17 protein-coding genes and 4 tRNA genes are annotated in these 22,780 nt (G+C 66.1%); 13 read left to right on the top strand and 8 right to left on the bottom strand.

Going from position 1 to position 22,780, the window contains the following annotated elements; translation table 11 throughout:
- Nucleotides 1-33 precede the first annotated feature (33 nt).
- Genes ACAM55_RS09760 through hpnC form a run of 4 tightly spaced genes read right to left on the bottom strand, consistent with a single transcriptional unit; the run spans nucleotide 34 to nucleotide 3,291 of the window.
- On the bottom strand, nucleotides 34-336 hold the full coding sequence (locus ACAM55_RS09760) for a hypothetical protein (RefSeq protein ID WP_369655824.1): 303 nt from the start codon (nucleotides 334-336) through the stop codon (nucleotides 34-36).
- Nucleotides 333-1,601, bottom strand: a complete 1,269-nt coding sequence (gene hpnE, locus ACAM55_RS09765) for a hydroxysqualene dehydroxylase HpnE (RefSeq protein WP_369655825.1) — start codon at nucleotides 1,599-1,601, stop codon at nucleotides 333-335. Before hpnE ends, ACAM55_RS09760 begins: the two co-directional genes overlap by 4 nt.
- Nucleotides 1,598-2,437 carry a presqualene diphosphate synthase HpnD gene (gene hpnD, locus ACAM55_RS09770; RefSeq protein ID WP_369655826.1) on the bottom strand — a complete coding sequence of 280 codons (840 nt, stop codon included), beginning with the start codon at nucleotides 2,435-2,437 and terminating at the stop codon, nucleotides 1,598-1,600. The genes hpnE and hpnD overlap by 4 nt, the downstream gene beginning before the upstream one ends.
- Nucleotides 2,434-3,291, bottom strand: coding sequence for a squalene synthase HpnC (gene hpnC, locus ACAM55_RS09775; RefSeq protein ID WP_369656365.1), 858 nt, complete (start codon nucleotides 3,289-3,291; stop codon nucleotides 2,434-2,436). The genes hpnD and hpnC overlap by 4 nt, the downstream gene beginning before the upstream one ends.
- A gap of 200 nt (nucleotides 3,292-3,491) precedes the next feature.
- On the opposite strand from hpnC, the gene ACAM55_RS09780 reads away from it, so the two are divergent.
- The 13 genes from ACAM55_RS09780 to ACAM55_RS09840 all read left to right on the top strand — a co-directional run bounded on the left by ACAM55_RS09780 (nucleotide 3,492) and on the right by ACAM55_RS09840 (nucleotide 18,505).
- Nucleotides 3,492-5,336: a potassium transporter Kup gene (locus tag ACAM55_RS09780; RefSeq protein ID WP_369656366.1), complete on the top strand. Its 1,845-nt coding sequence runs from the start codon at nucleotides 3,492-3,494 to the stop codon at nucleotides 5,334-5,336.
- 99 nt (nucleotides 5,337-5,435) lie between these two features.
- The gene (locus ACAM55_RS09785; RefSeq protein ID WP_369655827.1) at nucleotides 5,436-6,629 is read left to right on the top strand and encodes an efflux RND transporter periplasmic adaptor subunit; all 1,194 of its coding nucleotides are present in this window, start codon (nucleotides 5,436-5,438) and stop codon (nucleotides 6,627-6,629) included.
- Entirely contained in the window at nucleotides 6,626-9,781 is a 3,156-nt protein-coding gene (locus tag ACAM55_RS09790) for an efflux RND transporter permease subunit (protein ID WP_369655828.1), read from the top strand. Before ACAM55_RS09785 ends, ACAM55_RS09790 begins: the two co-directional genes overlap by 4 nt.
- A 99-nt stretch (nucleotides 9,782-9,880) precedes the next feature.
- Nucleotides 9,881-9,967, top strand: a tRNA-Leu gene (locus ACAM55_RS09795).
- A 26-nt stretch (nucleotides 9,968-9,993) separates the two neighbouring features.
- On the top strand, nucleotides 9,994-11,310 hold the full coding sequence (gene tig / locus ACAM55_RS09800) for a trigger factor (protein WP_369655829.1): 1,317 nt from the start codon (nucleotides 9,994-9,996) through the stop codon (nucleotides 11,308-11,310).
- Between the two features lie 178 nt (nucleotides 11,311-11,488).
- Nucleotides 11,489-12,097 (top strand): ATP-dependent Clp endopeptidase proteolytic subunit ClpP, encoded by a 609-nt coding sequence (gene clpP, locus ACAM55_RS09805; protein ID WP_369655830.1) that lies wholly within the window; start codon nucleotides 11,489-11,491, stop codon nucleotides 12,095-12,097.
- 123 nt (nucleotides 12,098-12,220) lie between these two features.
- Complete coding sequence (gene clpX / locus ACAM55_RS09810) at nucleotides 12,221-13,486, top strand: ATP-dependent Clp protease ATP-binding subunit ClpX (protein WP_369655831.1); 1,266 nt, start codon at nucleotides 12,221-12,223, stop codon at nucleotides 13,484-13,486.
- Between the two features lie 119 nt (nucleotides 13,487-13,605).
- Entirely contained in the window at nucleotides 13,606-16,044 is a 2,439-nt protein-coding gene (gene lon / locus ACAM55_RS09815) for an endopeptidase La (protein WP_369655832.1), read from the top strand.
- Between the two features lie 54 nt (nucleotides 16,045-16,098).
- Nucleotides 16,099-16,174 (top strand) — tRNA-Gly (locus ACAM55_RS09820).
- A gap of 65 nt (nucleotides 16,175-16,239) precedes the next feature.
- A tRNA-Cys gene (locus tag ACAM55_RS09825) sits at nucleotides 16,240-16,313 on the top strand.
- A 103-nt stretch (nucleotides 16,314-16,416) separates the two neighbouring features.
- Nucleotides 16,417-16,508: transfer RNA gene (locus ACAM55_RS09830), tRNA-Leu, on the top strand.
- Between the two features lie 22 nt (nucleotides 16,509-16,530).
- Entirely contained in the window at nucleotides 16,531-17,163 is a 633-nt protein-coding gene (locus tag ACAM55_RS09835) for a DUF6806 family protein (RefSeq protein WP_055806239.1), read from the top strand.
- Between the two features lie 40 nt (nucleotides 17,164-17,203).
- On the top strand, nucleotides 17,204-18,505 hold the full coding sequence (locus ACAM55_RS09840; protein WP_369656367.1) for an MFS transporter: 1,302 nt from the start codon (nucleotides 17,204-17,206) through the stop codon (nucleotides 18,503-18,505).
- Nucleotides 18,506-18,526: 21 nt separating this feature from the next.
- Here ACAM55_RS09840 and ACAM55_RS09845 read toward each other — a convergent pair whose 3' ends face one another.
- The 4 genes from ACAM55_RS09845 to proX form a co-directional block, all read right to left on the bottom strand.
- A complete protein-coding gene (locus ACAM55_RS09845) occupies nucleotides 18,527-19,306 on the bottom strand; it encodes a hypothetical protein (protein ID WP_369655833.1) in 780 nt (259 codons plus the stop codon).
- A 12-nt stretch (nucleotides 19,307-19,318) separates the two neighbouring features.
- Nucleotides 19,319-20,128, bottom strand: coding sequence for a glutamate racemase (murI, locus tag ACAM55_RS09850; protein WP_369655834.1), 810 nt, complete (start codon nucleotides 20,126-20,128; stop codon nucleotides 19,319-19,321).
- Nucleotides 20,125-21,678 (bottom strand): fumarate hydratase, encoded by a 1,554-nt coding sequence (locus ACAM55_RS09855; RefSeq protein ID WP_369655835.1) that lies wholly within the window; start codon nucleotides 21,676-21,678, stop codon nucleotides 20,125-20,127. The genes murI and ACAM55_RS09855 overlap by 4 nt, the downstream gene beginning before the upstream one ends.
- A gap of 71 nt (nucleotides 21,679-21,749) precedes the next feature.
- A complete protein-coding gene (proX, locus tag ACAM55_RS09860; RefSeq protein ID WP_369655836.1) occupies nucleotides 21,750-22,760 on the bottom strand; it encodes a glycine betaine/L-proline ABC transporter substrate-binding protein ProX in 1,011 nt (336 codons plus the stop codon).
- Nucleotides 22,761-22,780: the final 20 nt, after the last annotated feature.

Consider the following 22,780-nt stretch of genomic DNA (forward strand, 5'->3'; position numbering starts at 1 on the left):
GCAGCCTCCGCGGCTGCGGGCTTGTCGGACTTTTCAATCCACCGCGAACTGCTCGCGAAACGCAGCGCAGAAGTCGGCCGTGCCGCTGAGTGAGAAGGTCACGATGTCGAGGTTCGGCTCTTCGCGGGTCTGCTGCAGGTCGAAGTCCCACATTGCGCCATCGTCAAGCGCGCCGCGCGCATCCGGAAAGGCCGCGTCGGCCCAGGCCAGAACCCGTGCAATCTCGGCCAGCACTTCGCGCGTTTTTTCGGACACGGTCGAGGCCATGGCGTCGAAGGTGCCGTGGCCTTCGGTGTCTTCGCTGTAGTCGAAATCCAGGTAGCGCAATTCGGTCATGGTGATGTCAGTGCGTTGGCGGCGGCCAGTCCGCTCAGGACCGCACCTTCGAGTGTGGCGGGGTAGGGGCCTTCGGTGTAGTCGCCGCAGGCCTGCAGGCCAGGGGCGATGGCCGAGGGCGGCCGCAAGAGCCCGGGCGTGCAGGCAAAGGTGGCACGCTTCTCGACCACGGTCTGCACGGGTTGCAGCGCGGTCTGACCGAGTTGGGTCGCGGCCTGTGCCATGGCCTGGTGTTCCAACGCCTCGCGCGGAGTTTCGTTCGCGCTGACGACCATGGCCAGCACGCCCGCGGGTCCGCCAAGCTGGCCGCGGTCGAACACGAACTGCGCCGGTGCGGTGTGGGGACGGCTGCGCAGTGCCAGCATCGGTTCCGCGAGCGGCGTGGCGCCGCGCACATAGACCGTGGCAATGGCCTCGAAGCGCAGCGCCTCGGTGGTCTCGCACCAGCGGTGCGCCGGCAGGTCCGACAGGCCGGACGCGCGAACGAACCGCGCGGCGTCCCACGGCGCACAGGCCAGGACGACGCGGTCGAAGCGCTCGCCGTCGACCCGCCATGCCACGCCCTCGGGCCAGATGGCGCGCACGCGGATGCCGACGCGAAGCGTTGCGTCGCGCGTCGCGAGCCACGCCAGGGCCGCGTCGGGAAAAAGCGTGCCGAGGTCCACGCGCGGCAGCAGCAGGTCGGCCCCGCCGCTGCCGCTGAAGAGCGCGTCGTGCAGCACCCGCAGGAACACCTCGCCGCTCGATTGATCGACCGGCGTGTTGAGCGCGGAGACGCACAGCGGCTCGATCAGCTCTTCCATCACGCGCGGCGTGAGGCCGGCGCAGAGCGTGGCAACCGTGGTGCCCGGCTCGCACCGAAACCCGCGCAGGCGCCATTGCACGGCGGTGCGCAGCAGGGTGGACTTGTCCCGCCACGTCCAGCCGCGTGCCGTGAAAATGCCGGCCAGCAGATCGAGCGGTGCAGGCAGCCGCGGCAGCTTCAGGCCGCCGCCATCGGAAAAACGCAGCGAGAGCGGCAGCCGGAGCAGAGCCTGTTCCACATCGACCCCCACCTCGCGCATCAGCTTCAAGGTGGCGGTGTAGGCGCCGATGAGGATGTGCTGCCCGTTGTCCAGCGTCAGCCCATGCATGTGGTCGACGCGCCGCGCGCGCCCGCCTGCCATGTGCGCCGTCTCGAACAGCGTCACGGCATGGCCGAGCCGCGTGGCTTCGACGGCGCAGGCGAGCCCGGCCCAGCCGGCGCCGACAACGGCGGTTTTCAAATGCGCCCCAGCGCCTGCACTTTCCAAGCCAGCCAGAACTTGCGCACGGGCGTCAGGCTCACGCGCTGGTTCAGCACCTGGAAGTCGTCGCGTTCGATCTCGCGCAGCAGCGTGCGGTAGATGCTGGCCATCATGAGGCCGGGCTTTTGCGCACGGCGGTCCACGGCGGGCAGCAGGGCGAGGGCTTCGTCGTACGCCGCGTGCGCGCGCTGGGCCTGGAACTTCATGAGCGCCACGAAACGTTCCGAATGCACGCGGTTGAGAATCTCGTGCGCCTTGACGTCGAACTTCTGCAGTTCGTTCACGGGCAGGTAGATGCGGCCGCGCAGCGCGTCTTCGCCAACGTCGCGAATGATGTTGGTGAGCTGCAGTGCCAGCCCCAGCTTGTGCGCATAGGCGGTGGTCTGCGGATCGGTCTGGCCGAAGATGCGCGCCGCGACTTCGCCCACCACACCCGCCACCAGATGGCAGTAGCGCGCGAGGCCGGGAAAGTCGAGGTAGCGGGTCTGGTCGAGGTCCATCTGGCAGCCGTCGATCACCTCGTTGAGCTGCCTGGGCTCGATGCCGTAGGCGGCTGCATGCGGCACCAGGGCTTGCATCACGGGGTGGCGCGGCGGGCCGGAGAAAGACTGCGCCACCTCGGTGCGCCACCAGGCGAGCTTGGTGGCCGCCACGCCGGGGTCGCTGACCTCGTCGACCACGTCGTCGATCTCGCGGCAGAAGGCATAGAACGCCGTGATCGCGGCACGCCGCGGCTTGGGAAGAAACAGGAACGCGTAATAGAAACTGCTGCCCGAGGCGGCGGCCTTGTCTTGTACGTATTGCTCGGGAGTCATCGGAGGGGCGCTTTCATGGGCGGCAATTGTCTCCGCATCCGCAGGGCGCGCCAGGCCAGCAAGGGGGCGTCGGTCTTGCTGATCGTGGGGCGTTGCGAGAAGGTGTCGAATCCCAGGTCTTCGATCTTGTCGAGAATGCGCAGGCCGCCCTGGACGACGAAGCGCAGCTCCCAGCCGGCGCGGCCGGACAGGCGGTGGACCAGCGGGGCGCCCTGGGCCATGAGCTCGCGTGCCCACGCGCTCTCGACCGCGATCAGGTTGATGGCTTCCTGCGGGGGCGGCGCATCGGCAAGCGGCATGAAGGCCTTGAAGCTCTCGCGCGTCAGGCCGCGCCGGGCGCAGTCGGCCAGGGGAGGATAGAAGCGGCCGCGCGGCAGGTCCACGCTCGGGTCCTGCCAGAAATTGATGAGTTGCAGGGCGCTGCAGATGGCGTCGCTTTGCGCCAGCGCCTCGGCGTCGTTCACGCCGTACAGGTGCAGCAGCAGGCGGCCGATCGGGTTGGCGGAGCGGCGGCAGTAGTCGAGCAGTTCGGCGCGGTCGGCGTAGGTTCCGCCGCCCTGCGTCTTCTCGATGTCCTGCATGAAGGCGCTCAGCAGGTCGGCCAGCAACTCCTCGGGCAAGGCGAACTGGGCGATGCTGTGGGCCAGCGGGCCGAACACGTACGGCCAGCGCGAGGAGGCCGGCACGCTGCCATGCGCAGCGGCGCGGAGCTCTTCGCGGTAGGCGCGAAGGTCGGCCAGCCGCTGGTCGGGCGAGGCATCGCCTTCGTCCGCGATGTCGTCCGCGGTGCGCGCGAAATGGTAGATCGCGGCAATGGGCGGTCGCAGATGGGGCGGGCACAGCCAGGAGGCCACGGGGAAATTCTCGTAATGCGCCGGCGGCGCGGCAATAGGGGATGGTGCAGACACGCGGCGATTGTCCGCGACACCCGTCGCGCACTATGCTCGGGTGTCACCCCAATCCCATCGCACGCTTCATGAATGCACAGGCACAGGTTCCCGCCGCCCAGAGTCCAACGCACGGCGAGGCGTCTCACGCGGCAGGGCCCGGCCTGATGATCGCGGCGCTGGGCGTGGTGTTTGGCGACATCGGCACCTCGCCGCTCTATGCCTTCAAGGAAACACTGAACCCCGAGCACGGCGTGGCGTTCACGCCCGATGCGGTACTGGGCCTGCTCTCGCTCATCTTCTGGGGCCTGATGTTCGTGGTTACGCTCAAGTACGTGGTGTTCGTTCTGCGCGCCGACCACGACGGCGAGGGCGGCATTCTTGCCCTGCAGGCCCTCGCGCGCAATGCGGCCGGAGGCGCGCGGACCCGGCCCTGGGTGTGGAATGCCATCGGGGTGCTCGGCCTGGTCGGCGCGGCCATGTTCTACGGCGACAGCCTGATCACGCCGGCCATTTCCGTCCTGTCTGCGGTCGAGGGGCTGGAGGTGCGGGCGCCGGTGCTGCAGCGTGCGGTGATTCCGATCACCATCGTCATCCTGCTCGCGCTTTTCGCGGTGCAGCGCAAGGGGACCGGCGTGGTGGGCAAGGTGTTCGGGCCGGTCATGTTGCTGTGGTTCGGGGTGCTGGCCCTCGCAGGCGGCTGGCAGGTGCTGCAGCATCCGCAGGTGCTGGCGGCACTCGATCCGCGCCGGGCCATCGGCTTCCTGGTCGAGCACCGGCTCCAGTCGATGGGGGTGCTGGGCGCAGTATTTCTCGCCTTTACCGGCGGTGAAGCGCTGTACGCCGACATGGGGCACTTCGGCGCGCGGGCGATCCGGCTCGCCTGGCTCTTCATTGCGCTGCCGGGGCTGGTGCTGAATTATTTCGGGCAGGGCGCGCTGGTGCTGGCCGATCCGGCGGCCGTCGACAACCCGTTCTTCCGGCTCTTTCCTGCATGGGGCGTTTTGCCGATGGTGGTGCTGGCTGCCATGGCCACAGTGATTGCCTCGCAGGCCGTGATCTCGGGCGCCTTTTCCCTGACAGCCCATGCCATGCGCATGGGCTACCTGCCGCGCATGCGGGTGGTGCAGACCTCGGGCTCGGCCATCGGCCAGATCTATGTGCCGGTGGTCAACTGGCTGCTGATGACCGGGGTGCTGCTGCTGGTGCTGGGCTTTCGCAGTTCGGGGGCGTTGTCGGCGGCCTACGGCATTGCGGTGTCGGTCACGATGGTGACCACCACGCTGCTGGCCGGCGTCGTGGCCTGGGGGCTCTGGCGCTGGAACAGGGTGGCGGTGGTGCTCGGGGTGGTGGCTTTTGCCGTGGTCGACCTGACTTTCGTGGCTGCCAACAGCCTCAAGGTGGCTGAAGGCGGCTGGCTCACGCTGGCCGTGGCAGCAGGGGTGATGGTGCTTTTCACGACTTGGTCCAAGGGCCGCCGCCTGGGGCTGGAAGCCGCCGCGGCCGAAAGCCTGCCGCTCAAGCCCTTCTTCGAATCGCTGGCGCTCGCCATGCCGCACCGCGTCAAAGGCACGGCGGTATTCCTGAATGCCGACGCCACGGCGGTACCCCATGCCTTGCTTCACAACCTCAAGCACAACCAGGTGCTGCACGAGCAGGTGATCGTGCTGCGGGTGCTGGCTTGCGACACCCCGCGCGTCGATGCGGTGATCCGTATCGAGGCCGAGCACCTGATGGACGGCATCTGGGTGGTCACGGCGCGCCACGGCTTCATGGAGCGGCCCGACGTGCCCGAGTTCATGCGGATATTCGCCTACCAGAAGGGGCTGGCCATCGATTCGATGAAGACCTCGTACTTCGTCTCGCGCGCTTCGGTCGGGGAAGAAAACCTTCCGGGCATGAACCCCGTGCGCCGCGTGCTCTTTGGCTGGCTGCAGCGCAATGCGGGCAGGGCGTCCGACTATTTCGAGCTTCCGGACAACCGCCTGGTCGAGATGGGACAGCGAACCTAGCGAATCATCGAACTCTGCGATTGACAGTCCTTGAGGTTTACCCTAGATTACTAACCAGTGGGTCAGTAATGACCAGGTTCGACCTTTCCAGGGTGTCTCATGACCGCCTCCTTCGGCTTATTTCCTGCCCGCGGCGCCATTGCATGGCTGCTGCTTCCCGCCTTGTTCCTGGCCGGCTGTTCGCAGTCGAAACCAGCCGAGGAACCCGTGCGTGCGGTCAAGCTGGTGACGGTGGGCACCAGCGAATTCGATGCCCAGCCCGAGTTCTCGGCCGAGGTTCGGGCCCGTGTCGAATCGCGCCTGGGCTTTCGCGTGGCCGGCAAGATCACCAGGCGCCAGGCCGAGCTCGGCCAGCACGTGCAGGCTGGACAGGTGCTGGCCCAACTCGACCCGCAGGACTACCGGCTGGCCGCTGAAGCGGCGCGCGCCCAGCTCGCCGCGGCACAGACCAACCGCGATCTCGCGGCGGCCGACCTCAAGCGCTACCGCGAACTGCGCGAGCAGAACTTCATCAGCGGCGCCGAACTGGAGCGCCGCGAATCCACCTGGAAGGCCGCACAGGCACAGCTCGAACAGGCGCAGGCCCAGCTGTCGTCGCAAGGCAACCAGGCCAGCTACACCACGCTGGTCGCGGACGTGGCCGGCATCATCACCGCCATCGAGGCCGAACCGGGACAGGTGGTGCAGGCGGGCACGCCGGTCGTTCGCATCGCGCAGGACGGCGCCCGCGACGTGGTGTTCGCGGTGCCCGAAGACCGGGCCGCGCTGATCAAGCCCGGTTCGCCGGTCACGGTGCGCGGCTGGTCGGGCGGCACCGAACTGCAAGGCCAGGTGCGAGAAGTGGCGGCCAGCGCCGACGCGGTCACGCGCACCTATTCGGTCAAGGTGGCGATCGACGCGGCCACCTCGCCGCAGCTCGGCGCCACGGTCTACGCGCGCCCGCAGGCGCTGGCACGCACGGGCGGCGCGGTCATGAAGCTGCCGACCAGCGCGCTGCGCCAGGAGGGCAAGGGCACCTCGGTCTGGGTGCTGGACAAGCCGAGCATGACGGTGCGTTCGCAGCCGGTGCAGGTGGCCACGGCCGACGGCAACGAGGCCGTGATTGGCGGCGGGCTGGCGCCCGGCATGATGGTCGTGGCCGCGGGCGTGCACGTGCTCTCGCCGGGACAGAAGGTCACCATCTACCAGAGCAAGGAGGCGGCCGCGGCCGCCGCCAATGCGAAGGAACCCGCGCAGTCCGCCGAGGCCGTTTCGGCCGCGAAGAAGGAGATCGCAGCAGGTGCCGCCAAATGACGCAGGGCGCTGCGACCACCGACAAGCCCGCAGGCTTCAATCTCTCCAAATGGGCGCTGGACCACTCGCCCCTCACGCGCTACCTGATGGTGGTGCTGATGGTGCTGGGAGCCTTTGCCTACTTCCAGCTTGGCCAGGACGAAGACCCGCCGTTCACCTTCCGTGCGATGGTGGTGCGCACCTACTGGCCCGGCGCCACCGCGCAGCAGGTGGCCGAGCAGGTGACCGACAGGCTCGAACGCACGCTGCAGGAAGCGCCGTATGCCGACAAGATCCGCAGCTATTCGAAACCCGGCGAGTCGCAGATCATTTTCCAGATCAAGGACTCCTCCAAGCCTGGCGACGTGGCCAACGTCTGGTACACGGTGCGCAAGAAGATCGGCGATATCCGCAACACCTTGCCCGCAGGCATCCAGGGCCCGTTCTTCAATGACGATTTCGGCGATGTCTATGGCGTGATCTACGCGCTGGAGAGCGAAGGCTTCAGCTATGCCGAACTCAAGACCCTGGCCGACGAAGTGCGCCAGCAATTGCTGCGCGTGAAGGACGTCGCCAAGGTCGACCAGTTCGGCGTGCAGGACGAAAAGGTCTACATCGAGATCTCGCAGAAGCGACTGGCGCAGCTGGGGCTGGACTTCAATGCGGTGCTGGCCCAGCTCGGCTCCCAGAACGCGGTGGAAAGCGCCGGCACGATCCAGTCGCCCGCCGACGTGGTGCAGGTGCGCGTGGCCGGGCAGTTCACCAGCGTCGAGCAGCTGCGCGAGATGCCGATCCGCGGCAGTTCGGGCAACCAGCTGAAGCTCGGCGACATTGCCGAGATTCACCGCGGCTACGTCGATCCGCCGGCGGTCAAGGTACACCACCAGGGCAAGGAGGTCATCGCGCTCGGCGTCTCCATGGCCAAGGGCGGCGACATCATTGCGCTGGGCAAGGCGCTGCGCGCCACCACCGCAAAGATCGACCAGCGCCTGCCGGCCGGCGTCAAGCTGGCGCAGGTGCAGGACCAGCCGGTGTCGGTGTCCAGCTCGGTCAATGAATTCGTCGGCGTGCTGATCGAGGCGGTGGCCATCGTGCTGGCCGTGAGCATCATCTCGCTCGGCCTGCACAAGGGTGGGCGCTTCGGCTGGTACATCGACATGCGCCCGGGGCTGGTGGTGGCCATCACCATCCCCCTGGTGCTGGCCGTGACCTTCCTGGCCATGAACTACTTCGGCATCGGGCTGCACAAGATATCGCTGGGGTCGCTGATCATCGCGCTCGGTCTCCTGGTGGACGACGCGATCATTGCGGTCGAGATGATGGTGCGTAAGATGGAAGAGGGCTACGACAAGGTCCGCGCCGCCACTTTCGCCTACGACGTGACGGCCAAGCCCATGCTCACCGGCACGCTCATCACCGCAGCGGGCTTCCTGCCCATCGGCATCGCCAAGTCGGTGACAGGCGAATACACCTTCGCGATCTTTGCAGTGACGGTGATCGCGCTGGTGCTGTCGTGGATCGTCTCGGTGTATTTCGTGCCTTACCTCGGCACGCTGCTGCTCAAGGTGAAGCCGCACGACCCCGACGCGCCTCCGCACGAGCTGTTCGACACGCCGTTCTACAACACCTTCCGCCGCGCGGTGAACTGGTGCGTGCAGCATCGATGGCTGACCATCGGCGCCACGGTGCTGATCTTTGCGCTGGGCATCTTCGGCATGGGCAAGGTGCAGCAGCAGTTCTTCCCGGATTCGAGCCGGCCCGAGATCATGGTCGACATCTGGTTCCCCGAGGGCACCTCGTTCCCCGCGAACGAAGAGGTCGCCAAGCGGGTCGAGCAGCGCATCATGAAGGAAGAGGGCGTGAAGACGGTCAGCACCTGGATCGGCTCCGGCGTGCCGCGCTTCTACCTGCCGCTGGATCAGGTGTTTCCGCAGACCAACGTGTCGCAGCTCATCGTGCTGGCCAAGGACCTGAAGGTGCGGGAGCGCCTGCGCATCAAGCTGCCGGCCCTGCTGGCACAGGAGTTCCCGGAAGTGCGCGGCCGCGTGAAATTGCTGCCCAACGGGCCGCCGGTGCCGTACCCGGTGCAGTTCCGCGTGATCGGCACCGAGCCCGCGCAGCTGCGCGCGCACGCCGACGAGGTCAAGGCCGCGCTGCGCGAGAACGCCAACATGCGCGGCGTGAACGACAACTGGAACGAATCGGTCAAGGTGATCCGGCTGGAGGTCGACCAGGCCAAGGCGCGTGCGCTCGGCGTCACCAGCCAGGCGATCGCCCAGGCCTCCAAGACGATGTTCTCGGGCACCACGGTGGGCCAGTACCGCGAGAACGACCTGCTGATCGATATCGTGCTGCGCCAGTCGGCGGACGAGCGCGAGGCCATCTCGGACATCGGCAACGCCTATCTGCCCACCACGTCGGGCCGTTCGATTCCGCTGACCCAGATCGCGCGGCCGGTGTTCAGCTGGGAACCCGGCGTGATGTGGCGCGAGAACCGCGACTACGCCATCACGGTGCAGGGCGACGTGGTCGAAGGCCTGCAGGGCGCCACGGTGACCGAACAGCTGCTGCCGAAGCTGCGCCAGCTCGAAGCCGGCTGGCACGCGGCCGGCCAGGGCGGCTACCGCATCGAGGTGGCGGGCGCGGTCGAGGAAAGCAGCAAGGGCTCGGCCTCCATCGTCGCGGGCGTGCCGATCATGCTGTTCGTGGTGTTCACCCTGCTGATGCTTCAGCTGCACAGTTTCAGCCGCTCGCTGCTGGTGTTCATCACCGGCCCCATGGGCATCGCCGGCGTGGCCGGTGCGCTGCTGGTGCTGAACCGGCCGTTCGGCTTCGTGGCTCTCCTGGGCGTGATCGCGCTGATGGGCATGATCCAGCGCAACGCGGTGATCCTGATCGACCAGATCGAAAGCGACCGCGAGGCCGGCGTGCCGGCCTGGGACGCCATCGTCGAATCGGCCGTGCGGCGCCTGCGGCCGATCGTGCTGACCGCCGCGGCGGCCGTGCTGGCGATGATTCCGCTCTCCCGCAGCGTGTTCTGGGGGCCGATGGCCGTGGCCATCATGGGCGGCCTGATCGTGGCGACGGTATTGACCCTGCTGGCGCTGCCGGCAATGTACGCCGCAGCGTTCCGCGTCAAGCGGGAGCCAAAAGAGGGTCCGATTAGCGCTTAAAATAGCAGGTTGACCGATTTCAGGCGGACGGTCTTTGGGCAGCGGCTACCCGTTGCACCAGGGCCGTCCGCTTTTGCATTCACCTGAAAAATGGCAATAGCGCGGGTGGCGAAATTGGTAGACGCACCAGGTTTAGGTCCTGACGTTCGCAAGAACGTGCCGGTTCGAGTCCGGCCCCGCGCACCAGCCACACCCCTCACAAGGAAGACACCATGACCGTGACCGTTGAAACTCTCGAGAAGCTCGAACGCAAGATCACGCTGACCCTGCCGGTCGGCACCATCCAGTCCGAAGTCGATTCGCGCCTCAAGAAGCTCGCGCGCACCGTCAAGATGGACGGCTTCCGTCCGGGCAAGGTGCCGATGAACGTCGTGGCCCAGCGCTATGGCTACTCGGTGCACTACGAAGTCATGAACGACAAGGTCGGTGAAGCCTTCTCGCAAGCCGCCAACGAAGCCAAGCTGCGCGTGGCCGGCCAGCCCCGCATCACCGAGAAGGAAGAGTCGCCCGAAGGCCAACTGGCCTTCGACGCGGTGTTCGAGGTGTTCCCCGAAGTCAAGATCAACGACCTGTCGGGCGCCGAAGTCGAGAAGCTCTCGGCCGAAGTGGGCGACGACGCGATCGACAAGACGCTCGACATCCTGCGCCGCCAGCGCCGCACCTTCGCCCAGCGCGCGCAAGACGCCGTGGCCCAGGACGACGACCGCGTGACGGTCGACTTCGAAGGCAAGATCGACGGCGAGCCCTTCCAGGGCGGCAAGGCCGAAGACTTCCAGTTCGTCGTCGGCGAAGGCCAGATGCTGAAGGAATTCGAAGACGCCGTGCGCGGCATGAAGGCCGGCGACAGCCGCACCTTCCCGCTGTCGTTCCCGGCCGACTACCACGGCAAGGACGTGGCGGGCAAGCAAGCCGACTTCATGGTCACCGTGAAGAAGATCGAGGCCTCGCACCTGCCCGAAGTCAATGAACAGCTCGCCAAGTCGCTCGGCATTGCCGAAGCCACGGTCGAAGGCCTGCGCGCCGACATCAAGAAGAACCTCGAGCGCGAAGTGAAGTTCCGCCTGCTGGCCCGCAACAAGAACGCCGTGATGGACACCCTGGTGGCCAACGCCGAGCTCGACCTGCCGAACGCCAGCGTGCAGTCCGAAGTGAACCGCATGGTCGAAGGCGCCCGCGCCGAGCTCAAGCAGCGCGGCATCAAGGACGCCGACAAGGCACCGATTCCCGACGAAGTGTTCCGTCCGCAAGCCGAGCGCCGCGTGCGCCTGGGCCTGGTGGTGGCCGAACTGGTGCGTGCCAACAACCTGCAGGCCAAGCCCGAACAGATCAAGGCCCACATCGACGAGCTGGCCGCCAGCTACGAAAAGCCGGCCGACGTGGTGCGCTGGTATTTCAGCGACAACAACCGCCTGGCCGAAGTCGAGGCCGTGGTGATCGAGAACAACGTGACCGAATTCGTGCTCGCCAAGGCGAAGGTCAACGAAAAGTCGGTGACATTCGACGAGCTGATGGCGCAGCAGCAGGGCTGAGCGCCGCGCCGGGCCGCCCCAAGCAGGCTCGCACCGCAGTGCGAAGCACGGAGGTACTCCGGCCCGTGCCGCCGCCCGCGACGCCAATGGGGCTTGTGCTTTGCGGCACGAGCCCCATTTCACTCAGGCGTACAGTCAAATACGAACAGCGAACGAACCCTTCCCGGAGAGCAAATCAATGAGCGCACAGGAAATCAAAGGCCTCGGCATGATCCCGATGGTCATCGAGCAGTCGGGCCGCGGCGAGCGGTCCTACGACATCTATTCGCGTCTCCTCAAGGAACGCATCATCTTCCTGGTGGGCGAGGTCAACGACCAGACCGCCAATCTCGTGGTGGCACAGCTGCTGTTCCTGGAGAGCGAGAATCCGGACAAGGACATTTCGTTCTACATCAACTCCCCGGGCGGCAGCGTGAGCGCCGGCATGGCCATCTACGACACCATGCAGTTCATCAAGCCGGACGTGTCGACGATGTGCATCGGTTTTGCGGCCAGCATGGGCGCTTTCCTGTTGGCGGCCGGCGAAAAGGGCAAGCGTTTCTCGCTGCCCAATTCGAAGATCATGATCCACCAGGTGCTCGGCGGCGCCCGCGGCCAGGCCACGGACATCGAGATCCATGCCCGTGACATCCTGCGCACCAAGGACCAGATGAACCGCATCCTGGCCGAACGCACGGGCCAGCCGCTCGAAAAAGTCAAGTCGGACACCGAACGCGACTATTTCCTGACCGCGGACGAAGCCAAGGACTACGGCCTGGTCGACCAGGTCATTGCCAAGCGCGGTTGACCGGTCGAACCTGCGCCACACGGCGCCGGTGGCGCCAAAAAGGCAAAAGCGGCGTTTTCCACAAGGGAAACGCCGTTTTTGTTTCGTTATCATTGTCCCTACCCCGTTACGAGGCACCTGTCCATGGCCGAAAAAAAAGGCTCTTCCAGCGAAAAAACGCTTTATTGCTCGTTCTGCGGCAAGAGCCAGCATGAGGTCAAGAAGCTGATCGCGGGCCCTTCGGTCTTCATTTGCGACGAGTGCATCGACCTTTGCAACGAAATCATCCGCGACGAGCTCCCGGCCGGTGAAGAGGCGCGCGAGGCGCGCAACGACCTGCCCACGCCGCTGGAGATCAAGACCAACCTCGACAACTACGTGATCGGCCAGGAGCCGGCCAAGCGCATGCTGTCGGTGGCCGTCTACAACCACTACAAGCGCCTGCGCCACAAGGAAAAGGCCAAGGGCGACGACGTCGAGCTCAGCAAGAGCAACATTCTCCTGATCGGGCCCACGGGCTCGGGCAAGACGCTGCTTGCGCAAACCCTCGCGCGCATGCTCGACGTGCCCTTCGTCATGGCCGACGCCACCACGCTGACCGAAGCCGGCTACGTGGGCGAGGATGTCGAGAACATCATCCAGAAGCTGCTGCAAAGCTGCAACTACGAGGTCGAGCGGGCCCAGCGCGGCATCGTCTACATCGATGAAATCGACAAGATCTCGCGCAAGTCGGACAACCCCTCCATCACCCGCGACGTGTCGGGCGAGGGCGTGCAGCAGGCGCTCCTGAAGCTCATCGAAGGCACCATGGCCAGCGTGCCGCCCCAGGGCGGGCGCAAGCACCCGAACCAGGACTTCCTGCAGATCGACACGACCAACATCCTGTTCATCTGCGGCGGCGCCTTTGCCGGCCTCGAAAAAGTGATCGAAAACCGCACCGAGGCCTCGGGCATCGGCTTCGGCGCCTCGGTCAAGAGCAAGGCGCAGCGCAGCATCACCGAGGTGTTCCGCGAAGTCGAGCCCGAAGACCTGATCAAGTTCGGCCTGATTCCCGAACTCGTGGGCCGCATGCCCGTGGTGGCTTCGCTGGCCGAGCTCAGCGAAGATGCGCTGGTGCAGATCCTGACCGAGCCCAAGAATGCCGTGGTCAAGCAGTTCACCAAGCTGCTGCAGATGGAAGGCGTCGACCTCGAGATCCGTCCCGCGGCGCTCAAGGCCATTGCGCGCAAGGCGCTTGCGCGCAAGACGGGTGCGCGCGGATTGCGCTCCATCCTCGAGCAGTCGCTGATCGACACCATGTTCGAACTGCCGAATGCCACCAACGTCGACAAGGTTGTGGTCGAAGAATCCACAATCGATGAAAACAAGCCGCCGCTGCTCGTGTACCGCGAAGCGGCCAAGAAGGCCTGAGTGAACGCGGCGCCGGCTCTTCTCACCGAGGCTTCCGGCGCCTTCGACAAAGAACGGGTGCACGGGCTTGAAATGCCCGCAGGCCCATCCATCTTTGCCTGATCAATCAAAGGATATTCATGTCCGGTCATACCCCCCTGCCTGCCGACGCGATCGATCTGCCGCTGCTGCCGCTGCGCGACGTCGTCGTGTTCCCCCACATGGTGATCCCGCTGTTCGTGGGGCGCCCCAAGAGCATCAAGGCGCTCGAGCTGGCCATGGAGGCCGAGCGCCGCATCATGCTGGTGGCGCAGAAAGCTGCCGCCAAGGACGAGCCCTCGGTCGAGGACATGTTCGAAGTGGGCTGCGTCTCCACCATCCTGCAGATGCTGAAGCTGCCCGACGGCACCGTGAAGGTGCTGGTCGAGGGCCAGCAGCGCGCCCGCGTGAACCGCATCGACGACGGTGAAACCCATTTCACGGCCAACGTGACGCCGGTCGAGGCGCCCGAAGGCGGCGAGAAGGGCACCGAGGTCGAGGCGCTGCGCCGTGCCGTGATGCAGCAGTTCGACCAGTACGTCAAGCTCAACAAGAAGATCCCGCCCGAGATCCTCACCTCGATCTCGAGCATCGACGATCCGGGCCGCCTGGCCGACACCATCGCGGCCCATCTGCCGCTGAAGCTCGACAACAAGCAGGCCGTGCTCGACCTGGCCGACGTCAAGTCGCGGCTCGAGAACCTGTTCGGCCAGCTCGAACGCGAAGTCGACATCCTCAACGTCGACAAGAAGATCCGTGGCCGCGTGAAGCGCCAGATGGAAAAGAACCAGCGCGACTTCTATCTCAACGAGCAGGTCAAGGCGATCCAGAAGGAGCTCGGCGAAGGCGAAGAGGGCGCGGACATCGAGGAGATCGAGAAGAAGATCAAGCTCGCCAAGATGCCCAAGGAAGCGCTCAAGAAGGCCGAGGGCGAGCTCAAGAAGCTCAAGCTGATGTCTCCGATGTCGGCCGAAGCCACCGTGGTGCGCAACTACATCGACGTGCTGGTGGGTCTGCCCTGGAGCAAGAAGACCAAGATCAAGCACGACCTGGCGAACGCCGAGGCGGTGCTCAATGCCGACCACTACGGCCTGGAGAAGGTCAAGGACCGCATCCTCGAATATCTCGCGGTGCAGCAGCGCGTCGACAAGGTCAAGGCGCCCATCCTGTGCCTCGTGGGCCCGCCCGGCGTGGGCAAGACCTCGCTCGGGCAGTCGATCGCCAAGGCGACCGGCCGCAAGTACACCCGCATGGCGCTCGGCGGCATGCGCGACGAGGCGGAGATCCGCGGCCATCGCCGCACCTACATCGGCGCTCTGCCGGGCAAGGTGCTGCAGGGGCTGAACAAGATCGGCACGCGCAATCCGCTGTTCCTGCTCGACGAGATCGACAAGCTGGGGACGGACTTCCGCGGCGACCCGTCGAGCGCGTTGCTCGAGGTGCTCGACCCGGAGCAGAACCATACCTTTGGCGACCACTACGTCGAGGTCGACTTCGACCTCTCCGACGTGATGTTCGTGGCCACCTCGAACTCGATGAACATTCCGCCGGCGCTGCTCGACCGGATGGAAGTCATTCGCCTCTCGGGCTACACAGAGGACGAGAAGACGCACATTGCGCTCAAGTACCTGTTGCCGAAGCAATTGAAGAACAACGGCGTCAAGGAAGACGAGTTGCTGGTCACTGAAGAAGCGGTGCGCGACATCGTGCGCTACTACACCCGTGAAGCCGGCGTGCGCTCGCTGGAGCGCGAGCTCTCCAAGATCTGCCGCAAGGTGGTGAAGGGCTTGCTGCTCAAGCAGATGACGCCGAAGGTTGTGGTCGACGGCGCCAACCTCAACGACTTTCTCGGTGTTCGCAAGTACAGCTTCGGCTTGGCCGAGAAGCAGAACCAGGTCGGCCAGGTGGTCGGTCTGGCGTGGACCGAAGTGGGCGGCGATCTGCTCACCATCGAGGCCGTCACCATGCCCGGCAAGGGCGTGATCAGCCGCACCGGCTCGCTCGGCGACGTGATGAAGGAATCGGTCGAGGCCGCGCGCACCGTGGTGCGCAGCCGCTCGCGCCGCCTGGGCATCAAGGACGAGGTGTTCGAGAAGCGCGACATCCACATCCACGTGCCCGACGGCGCAACGCCCAAGGACGGCCCGAGCGCGGGCGCCGCGATGACGACCGCCTTCGTGTCGGCGCTCACCGGCATCCCCGTGCGTGCCGACGTTGCCATGACCGGCGAGATCACGCTGCGTGGCGAGGTCACGGCCATCGGCGGCCTGAAGGAAAAGCTGCTCGCAGCGTTGCGCGGCGGCATCAAGACCGTGCTGATTCCCGAAGAGAACGCGAAGGACCTGCAGGACATTCCCGAGAACGTGAAGAACGGCCTCGAGATCGTGCCCGTGAAGTGGATCGACAAGGTCCTGGAAATCGCACTCGAGAAGATGCCCGAGCCGTTGTCCGACGAGGAAGTTGCGGCCTCCGCCGCCGCCGTGGCCGAGCTGGCCAAGCAGCGCGGAACGCAGGCCTCCGAGGGCTCCGTCAAACATTGATCGGCAGAACTTGCCGAGCCCCGAAAAAGTGTTCTATAATTCGAGGCTCGAAACGCGGGAATAGCTCAGTTGGTAGAGCGCAACCTTGCCAAGGTTGAGGTCGAGAGTTCGAGACTCTTTTCCCGCTCCAGTTTTTGAAAAAGGGAAGCACTGCTTCCCTTTTTTTCGCGAGTTCGATTTCGTTTTCAGCAGCGTGGCGCGATAGCAAAGCGGTTATGCAACGGATTGCAAATCCGTCTAGCCCGGTTCGACTCCGGGTCGCGCCTCCACCTCTCCTGATCAGTTCGATCCAACCTCCATCGAAAATAGCCCCGCCAACCTGCGTTGCCGGGGCTCGTTTCGTTTGGGTTATCGTCGATGTTCAAACCCGAGGCCCGGATGGTGAAATTGGTAGACACATCGGACTTAAAATCCGCCGCTTCCTTAATCGGGGCATACGGGTTCGATCCCCGTTCCGGGCACCATATTTAGACAAGGGAGCACTCCATGCCTCGTTACAACGCTCCATTTGAAATTCATGTGCACGGCGACGTGCCGCTGCGGTCTGACGTCACCTTCGACCAGATCCAGGAAGCACTCAAGCCGCTGTGGGCCTATTCGGGCGCCAAGTCGCTGGCCGACGGCGCCACGAGCACCTACGAAGAAGAGCCCGGCATCCGTTTCGAGCAGAAGGACCACATGCTCCAGATGTGCTGGACGGTGCCAGGCGACGACGACTTTCGCCAGGCGCTCGACGAGATGTGCATGGCGCTGAATGAACTGTCGGAACGCGGTGCCGCCATCGAGGTCACCTTCTACGACACCGACTTCGACGAGGAAGAGGGCGACCCCGACGAAGAATCGCGCGACGATTTCCTGATGCTGTTCGTGGGCCCCAATCCGGCCGCGATCATGCAGGTGCAGCGCGACCTGCTGGTGGAAGATGTCGTCAACCTGATGGAACGCCACTTCGATGGTGCCGAGCTTGGCGGCGTGGTGTCCGAGATCGACCGCCTCTTCAGCGACCGCTTCGATGCCCTCGTGAATTCGCTCGAGATCGGCAAGCGCCCGCGCGGCACCGGCGGCAGTGGCAGCGGCGGTGGGCATGGCGGCGGCCGCCGTCCGCGCCACCTGCACTGACGCAGGCCGCAGCTTCCCCGGCGCCGCGATTCACCGCCGCATGGCGCTGTTTCCGTCTTCCGCCCTGAACGCCGGCGTGCGCAAGCGCGAGGTGTTCGGCTGGGCGATGTACGACTTTGCCAATTCGGGCTACACCACGGTCGTCATCACGGCCGTGTTCGCCGCTTACTTCGTGGGCGGCATCGCCAAGGGGGCGCCCTGGGCCGCCTTTGCCTGGACCGCGGCGCTCAGCGTCTCCTATGCCATCGTGATGCTCTCCATGCCCGCCATCGGGGCCTGGGCCGACCGCCGCGCGGCCAAGAAGCGCGTGCTCGTCATCGCAACGGCGGGCTGCGTGCTTGCCACGGCCGCGCTTGCGCTGACGCCCAGGTTCTCGGGCGCCGCGGGCGTTGCGGTGGCCATGGGGCTGGTGATCGTCTCCAACACCTTCTATTCGTACGGCGAGTCGCTGACCGGCGCCTTCCTGCCCGAGCTCGCAACGGCTGAGGGCATGGGCAAGGTCAGCGGATGGGGTTGGGCCTTCGGCTATATCGGCGGCATGCTCGCGCTCGGATCGTGCCTGGCCTACGTGCTGTCCTCGCAGGCGAAAGGGCTGCCGGCATCGCACTTCGTGCCGGTCACGATGCTGATCACGGCCGCCATCTACGGCACGGCGGCTTGCGCCACTTTTGCGCTGCTGCCCGAGCGCGCACGGCCCCGAACGACCCGCGGTGCGCCGAGCGCCTGGCAGCAGTTGCGCGCCACGTTCCGCGAGGCGCGCGCCTATCGCGACTTCATGTGGCTGCTGGTCTGCACCGTGTGCTACCAGGGCGGCGTGGCGGTGGCCATCACGCTTGCGGCCATCTATGCCGAACAGGTCATCGGCTTCGTGGCGAGCGAGACCATGGTGCTGATCTTCGTGCTCAATATCGCCGCCGCGGTCGGCGCCTTTGCTTTCGGCTATGTGCAGGACCGCATCGGCCACAAGGTCTCGCTGGCCGGCACGCTGGTGGCGTGGATCGCGGTCTGCGTGATTGCCGCCCTGGCGACCACCAAGGGCACCTTCTGGTGGGCCGCCGCCATTGCGGGGCTTGCCATGGGCTCGAGCCAGTCGGCCGGCCGCGCCATGACCGGCTACCTTGCGCCGCCGCGGCAGCTGGCCGAATTCTTCGGGCTCTGGACCTTCGCCACGCGCCTGGCAAGCATCATCGGTCCGCTGATGTTCGGCGCCATCACGTGGGCCGCGGGGGGCAACCAGCGCATCGCCATTCTCTCGACCGCGGCACTCTTCGTGGCTGGGCTGCTGCTGTTGCTGCCCATCGACATGGCGCGCGGCCGCGAAGCCGCTTTGCACAGTAGGTAGGCAGCCGATAGGGCCTGTGGCTCAGGGTATCTGCTGCTGCAGGGATTTGGGCACCCGGTAGCGCTCGCCGTCGTAGCGCAGCGTCACGGTGTTGAACCGCGCGGGCAGGGACTTCTCGGCGCAGCCCTGGTCTTCCTGCACCTGCGCGTGGCTCTGGACCAGCGTGCGCGCGAGTTGAAGGTCGGCGTAGCCGTTGCTCGCCGACTTGCCGACCGAAAGCATGGTGCGCAGTTTCTCGAAGCGGCCGGTGCAGGTGCTGTCCCATCCGCCGCTGTCGTGATCGAGCTCGACCTCCTGCAGCACCTGCCGAAGCTTGCTGCCGTGGTGCACGTAGAGGCGGATGGTTTCGCTCGCGACCGAACTGCCCGGTGCCGTCCCCCGGTAGCGCACGCGCAGCCCGAAGGCGCGCGTGTCGGCCGACAGCACATAGCGCGCGGTGTCGATCCGGATGTCCTGGATCGCGGTCGCGCTGTCTTCGTCGAGCGCCTCGGGCTGGAAGATGCGACCGATCACCGTGTCGCGTTCGGTGTTGCCGTTGTCGGGCCGCTGGATCAGCAGCAGCTCGAGATCGAAGACCTTGGCGCCCGTGCTGCTGGTCTCGCGCGGCACGGGCAGCACCACGATGCTGCGCCCCGGGAAGGCCGGCCATGGCTTGCAGGCGGCCAGGCGCTCGTCGAGCGTGCGGTTCGGATGCAGCTTGGCGTGCATGCGTTCGGCCAGGCCGCTCTCGCAGGCGGCATGGCCGAGGCCCGTGGCCGAAAGGCACAGCAGGAGCAAGCCGTGACGCAAAAAGGGACGCATGCGGGTCGGGGTTCAGGTGGCGGTTGCGGCAGCTGCCGTCGCGGCTTGCGGCCGCCGTTGCAGCCAGTGCGCGGCTGCGGCTTCGAGCGCGGCCAGATCGCCGCTGCCTTGCAGCAGCAGGCCGCCTTCGCCGCTGTCCGCCAGGCGGCCGAGCGACGCCAGCACGCGCCGGGTCTGCAGCGCGACTGGCGCGCCGGTGTCGATGAAGCGCAGCACGGTTGGCGCATGGCGCTGCAGTTCGCTCTTCACGAGCGGGTAGTGCGTGCAGCCGAGCACGACGGTGTCGACTTCACCGGGTGAGTCGCCAAAAGGGCCGGCCTCGGCCATGTAGCGGGCGCAGAGCGCCGTGATGGCCGCGGCGTCGAAGCCTTCGATGGCCTTCACGAGGCCATCGCATGGCACTGCGCGAACATTCGCAGACCCTGCGAAAGAGTCGCGCAGCGCCGCGTACTTGGCGCTGGCCAGCGTTCCGCGCGTCGCCATCACCGAGATGTGGCCGGTGCGGCTCGTCGCCACGGCGGGCTTGAGCGCTGGCTCCAGGCCCACGATCGGCAATGCCGGATGCTCGGCACGCAGCAGGTGGATCGCCGCCGTGGTGGCCGTGTTGCAGGCCACCACCAATGCCTTGATGCCGTGCTCGCCGACCAGCTGATCGGCCACCTTGCGCGAGCGTTCGATCACATAGGCATCGCCGCGCTCGCCATACGGCGCGAAAGCGGTGTCTGCGAAATAGACGAAGCGCTCGTGCGGCAGCTCGGCGCGCAGCGCGGCGAGCACGCTGAGCCCGCCGACGCCGCTGTCGAAGACACCAATAAGGCTCAAGCTTCTTCCATCATGATGGTCTTGAACTCGCCGCTCGCAATGCGCTTTTGCCACTCGGCCGGGCCGGTGATATGCGCGCTGGTGCCGCCGGCATCGACCGCCACCGTCACGGGCATGTCGACCACGTCGAATTCGTAGATGGCTTCCATGCCCAGGTCCTCGAAGCCCACCACCTTGGCGGTCTTGATGGCCTTGCTCACGAGGTAGGCGGCGCCGCCCACGGCCATGAGGTAGGCGCTCTTGTGCTTCTTGATGGCCTCGATGGCGACCGGGCCGCGCTCGGCCTTGCCGATCATCGCGATCAGGCCGGTTTCTGCCAGCATCATCTCGGTGAAGCCGTCCATGCGCGTGGCCGTGGTCGGGCCGGCGGGGCCCACGGCCTCATCGCCCACCGGGTCGACCGGGCCGACGTAGTAGATGACGCGGTTGGTGAAGTCCACCGGCAGCTTTTCGCCCTTGGCCAGCATGCCCTGGATGCGCTTGTGCGCGGCGTCGCGGCCGGTCAGCATCTTGCCGTTGAGCAGCAGGGTGTCGCCGGGCTTCCAGCTCGCCACTTCGGCGGGCGTGAGCTTGTCCAGGTCGACGCGCTTGCTCTTCTTTTCGTCGGGCGCCCAGTTCACGTCGGGCCACAGGTCGAGCGACGGCGGGTCGAGGTAGACCGCGCCGCTGCCGTCCATCACGAAATGCGCATGGCGGGTGGCCGCGCAATTGGGGATCATCGCCACCGGCTTGCTGGCCGCGTGGGTGGGGTACATCTTGATCTTGATGTCGAGCACGGTGGCCAGGCCGCCCAGGCCCTGCGCGCCGATGCCCAGCGCATTGACCTTCTCGTACAGCTCGATGCGCAGCGCCTCGACCTTGCTCAGTTCGGCGCCCGAGGCCTTCTTGGCCTGCAGCGCGTGCATGTCGAGGTCGTCCATCAGGCTTTCCTTGGCCATCAGCGCGGCCTTCTCGGCGGTGCCGCCGATGCCGATGCCCAGCATGCCCGGCGGGCACCAGCCCGCGCCCATGGTCGGCACGGTCTTGAGCACCCAGTCGACCACGCTGTCGCCGGGGTTCAGCATCACGAGCTTGCTCTTGTTCTCGCTGCCGCCGCCCTTGGCCGCCACGGTCACTTCGACGGTGTTGCCCGGAACGATCTCGGTGAAGATCACCGCGGGCGTGTTGTCCTTGGTGTTCTTGCGGTCGAACTGCGGGTCGGCCACGACCGAGGCGCGCAGCGTGTTGTCGGGGTGGTTGTAGCCGCGACGCACGCCTTCGTTGATGGCGTCGTCCAGCGAACCGGTGAAACCGCCCCAGCGCACGTCCATGCCCACCTTGAGGAACACGTTGACGATGCCGGTGTCCTGGCAGATCGGGCGGTGGCCCGTGGCGCTCATCTTGCTGTTGGTCAGGATCTGCGCAATGGCGTCCTTGGCGGCGGGGCTCTGCTCGCGCTCGTAGGCGCGGGCCAGGTGGGCGATGTAGTCGGCGGGATGGTAGTAGCTGATGTACTGCAGTGCGGCGCTGATCGATTCGATCAGGTCGGCCTGCTGGATCGTGGTCGTCATGGTGGGGGGTGCTTTTTGGAGTGTGGAAACGCCCCCCGATTATCTCAGCCGCCGCGCCCGGCCCCGTCGCGCTACCTTGCGGCGGCCCGGGCTTCCTCGATCCAGCCGTCGAACAGCGGCCGGTGCACCCGGATCCAGCCGTCGGTGTGGCGCTCCAGGTCTTGCTGCGTGTTGGCGCCCTGGCTCATGCGCAGGTTCTGGGCGTTGATGTCGCCGATCGGCAGTTTCATCACCTCGAACAGCTTGCCGGCCGCGGGATTCTTCTCGACGAAGGCCCTGTTGGCGACGATCTGCTCCTGGTTGGCCTGGAAGCCGTAGTTCTTGCCATTCGGAAGCTGCGTGTCCGCGTTCCCGCCCTGGGAGGACGAGAACGGCACTTGAAGCCACACCACGTCCGCGCCCGGCCGCAGCACGGCGCTGACCCAGTAGGGCGTCCAGGTGTAGTACAGCACCGGCTTGTCCTGCTTGAAGCGGGCGATGGTGTCGGCCATCAGCGCGGCGTAGCTGCCCTGCTTGTGCGTGACGGTGTCGCGCAGCTGGTAGGCCGTCAGGTGGTTCTCGATCGCCAGTTCGCAGCCCCAGCCGGGGTTGCAGCCCGTCAGGTCGGCCTTGCCGTCGTCGTCGGCGTCGAACAGCTTCGCGATGGCCGGGTCCTTCAGCTGCGCGATGTTGGTGATGTTGTGCTGCTCGGCCGTCTTGCGGTCGATGAGGTAGCCCTGCACCGCGCCGTCCGAGTACACGCCCTTGCGCCACAGCTTGGCGTCGCCGCCGCTGTTCTTGTAGAAGTCGGCGTGCAGCAGGCTCCAGTGGTTGGCCATGAAAGTGGCGTCGCCGTTGGCGATGGCCAGGTGCTCGGTGGCGGGTTCGAGGTCTTTCATCGGCAGGGCGGTGTAGCCGAGCTTTTCGAGCGCGCGCATCACGAGCAGCGTCTGGAACGCCTCTTCGGCGAGCGAGCTCTTGAGCGGCTGCACGGTGACGCCTTGGCCGGGCAGGTCGTTGGCGGCCTGCGCAGCCATGCCGAAAGCGACGAAGCCGAGCGCCAGGAGGCCGCGGGCGATGTGGTGGAGACGGGTTTTCTTCATGCTTGGATTCCTTCGTGGGA

Origin of the sequence: Variovorax sp. V213 (genome assembly GCF_041154455.1) — a bacterium.
Classification (GTDB): Bacteria; Pseudomonadota; Gammaproteobacteria; order Burkholderiales; family Burkholderiaceae_C; genus Variovorax.